General features: G+C 33.4%; 5 protein-coding genes. 3 read left to right on the top strand and 2 right to left on the bottom strand.

Going from position 1 to position 2,898, the window contains the following annotated elements; translation table 11 throughout:
* A partial coding sequence (locus tag VIL26_03250) for a hypothetical protein (protein HEY8389948.1) occupies nucleotides 1-183 on the top strand: 183 nt, incomplete at its 5' end.
* Nucleotides 184-306: 123 nt separating this feature from the next.
* Here the strand turns inward: VIL26_03250 and VIL26_03245 are convergent.
* Together VIL26_03245 and VIL26_03240 are read right to left on the bottom strand one after the other, a co-directional pair.
* Nucleotides 307-561, bottom strand: a complete 255-nt coding sequence (locus VIL26_03245) for a four helix bundle protein (GenBank protein ID HEY8389947.1) — start codon at nucleotides 559-561, stop codon at nucleotides 307-309.
* A 402-nt stretch (nucleotides 562-963) separates the two neighbouring features.
* Entirely contained in the window at nucleotides 964-1,170 is a 207-nt protein-coding gene (locus VIL26_03240) for a hypothetical protein (protein HEY8389946.1), read from the bottom strand.
* 735 nt (nucleotides 1,171-1,905) lie between these two features.
* Here VIL26_03240 and VIL26_03235 point away from each other — a divergent pair.
* Both VIL26_03235 and VIL26_03230 read left to right on the top strand, forming a co-directional pair.
* Entirely contained in the window at nucleotides 1,906-2,199 is a 294-nt protein-coding gene (locus VIL26_03235; protein ID HEY8389945.1) for a hypothetical protein, read from the top strand.
* A 43-nt stretch (nucleotides 2,200-2,242) separates the two neighbouring features.
* On the top strand, nucleotides 2,243-2,898 hold a 656-nt coding region (locus VIL26_03230; protein ID HEY8389944.1), incomplete at its 3' end, for a class I SAM-dependent DNA methyltransferase.

Raw genomic sequence — 2,898 nt, 5'->3', positions numbered from 1 at the left:
AAGATAATTGAACAGAAAGTGGCTGAGATAATCAGGAAAAATGAAAATTATATTTCTCAGCTTGAAGAAGGGGATATGGGGAAAATTGTAGATACTAACGAGAAGATATTTCTTAGATTTTATGTTACGGCTAAAACAATAGTTGTAGATTTGGTGGAGGATGAAGTTTTTATAGGACAGTAAGAGCAAAGAGTCAAAAAATAGGGAATAAGTATAAAGCCAGGTTGTATATACTTATTCCCAAATAATACTGAGATATTTACTTGGTTTAAGTAATAAAGTTATGCTATTTCCTCATTTTCTTTTTTAGCCTGTAATTTCCCGTATAAAACTAATCAGCATTTTTATTATTTCAACTGTTTTTTCTTCAAGCTTGTCATAATCTTCTTGAGAAATATATCCATTATCAGCAGCAATAACAAGCCAATGGCGCGTTTCCGATGCGCTGCCGAGTGCATTATTAAGGAAATTGATTTGTTTTTTCTTATAAAGCTGGCCGTTACCCTCAGCTATATTGGCCCCAATAGAGGTAGCGGCGGCCCTTATTATTTGTGATTTTATTGCATATGTTTCAAACTGAGGGAAATTAGCAGTTATTAAATTATATATCTTGAGCTAATTCCCTTGCCTTTTGCCAGACAATTAGCGTTTTAAAATCCTTTATACAGATATCATTTTGCTCCATCCCTATCACTCTCCCTTCTTAAAATGTTATTATTTGCTCTTATAGTAACTGAAAATGGATTTTAAAATCAAATTTTACTAAATGTTTATTGGGAAAAGGATTAAGGATTAAAAAAATATTGGTTTTATAGCACTATAAAATGATAAAGCCTCTACTCTGGTTTTCAGAACAGAGGCTTTATTTTTCGTTTTTGACTTTCGTTTTTAAAAATAAAGGGAAGGATTTTGAATATATGAAACTTTAATCAAAAATTTTCGTTTTTAAAATCGAAATTGTATTTATATTACAAAAGCTTCAGCCAATCTTGCTGCAAATGTTGTAAACAGATTTAGGGGTAAGAAAAATGTTTTTTTGTATACCGTTTCCAATTGTTGGCTTTCATTCGGGACTGCAATTTCAACCTCATCTCGCCAAAAGTCAATTCGCCGCACGCAGATCCAAAAGGTGCCTTTGGGCGAACAGACCAGTTTAACAAATTTTACCATATTAAATTTTCAGCCCCTTTCATAATCTATTTATTTGTCGGATACACATCTTAGCATTTATAATCGGATCCATCAATAGGTTTATAAAAAAATTGCAAAAAATATTCAAATTAAAACTTGAACAAAGCAATATAATACATTTTTAAAAACGCTTTACTGTAAGCATTATCTTTTTTCTAAACCTGTTTTGGTTTTCAAAAACGAATTTAGAATTATAAGACTGCATTCCGATGGTATTAGTTTATGTAGCTCCAAAATTATTTTTTGGATGAGGCAGCTTTATTAATGTCTGTTAATTTCTATTAATCTTTATTAATCCGTATTAATGTCCGTTAATGGAAATTAATAGAGATTAACAGTAGTTAATCAATTTTTGTATCAATACATCAAAGCCAAGAAGGTCAGGCACTGTGTTTGAAAAAACAATGGAAAAAGATATTGAAGATATTGGACACGATTTTAAAAACAAATCAAGCATTAGAGAATAAAAGGAATTCACTGCTAAAAACATTAGTATTGTGAGAAAAACAGAGTATATTTGCAATAAAACAAAATAATTTGCCAAAGTCAGTCTTAAAAGGTAATTTTCAATGCTGCAGTATAAGCTTAGTTTTACTCATGAAGTTTAAAGAAAAATCTAAAAAAAAACTTGATGAATTTTATTATACATTGTGCTATGATTAAAGAGAGGGAGGGATTTGTTTCGTGAGAAAGCCTCATCAAATATGGGCTTTAGTGAGTCCAGCAATGCATAAGAAATTAAAGGAATATGCAGTTGAAAACCAAATAGCTTCCACCCGTGCCAAGATGATTATGTATATCCTCTATAATTTCCATCCCGACCAGCTATTAGAAGATTATACTTTCCAATCGAAGGTAGGGAGAATGGTTAATATAAAAGTTTCCGATGCAGAGCTTGAGTATATCAAAAGCCTTGCTCAACGCTACAATGTAACTATTAGCCGATTGCTTCGAAACATGGTTTATACTTATTTCCATAGTATGGAGAAGAAAGAGCAAAAAGCCTAATTTTATTAAAAGCGAAATAATATTTAGGGGAGTGAAAAAGGAAATGGGTCAGAATAACGATGGAGTGTTAAACTTTGCTTCAACCCTTTGGGCAGCAGCCGATAGGTTGCGAAATAATATGGAACCATCAGAGTATAAACATATCGTTCTTGGTCTTATATTTTTGAAATACATTTCAGATGCGTTCAAATATCGTAGGGAAGAGTTAGAGCGGTTAGTAAAAGACCCTGAAAACGAGGAATATTATTGCGAAACTGAAGAGGAAGTGCAACTTGTATTGGAAGATAAAGATGAGTACATAGCTGCGAATGTATTCTATGTGCCCAAGCAAGCACGATACGAATACATAATGGCAAATGCTCGGCGAAGCGATATAGGAAAACTTATTGATGACGCTATGGATTTGATTGAGAAAGAGAATCCGAAGCAGCTACGAGGTGTTCTTCCTAAGGTATACACCAAAGCGCCGTTAGATCCGCACACTCTTGGCGAAATTGTCAATTTGATTGGCAGCATTAATTTTGGTAAAAATGAGGAACTGGATGTTTTAGGGAGAGTTTATGAGTATTTTCTTTCCGAATTTGCCAGAAAAGAGGGCAAGAGAGGTGGCGAGTTCTTCACGCCCTCAAGTGTTGTCAAACTTCTTGTTGAAATGATTCAGCCTCTTCATGGCAGGGTTTTTGACCCATGCTGCGGTTC

This window comes from Clostridia bacterium, assembly GCA_036562685.1.
GTDB lineage: Bacteria > Bacillota > Clostridia > Christensenellales > DUVY01 > DUVY01.
Note: the sequence above shows the minus strand (reverse complement) of the source record. Positions and strands in the feature narration are given on the sequence as shown.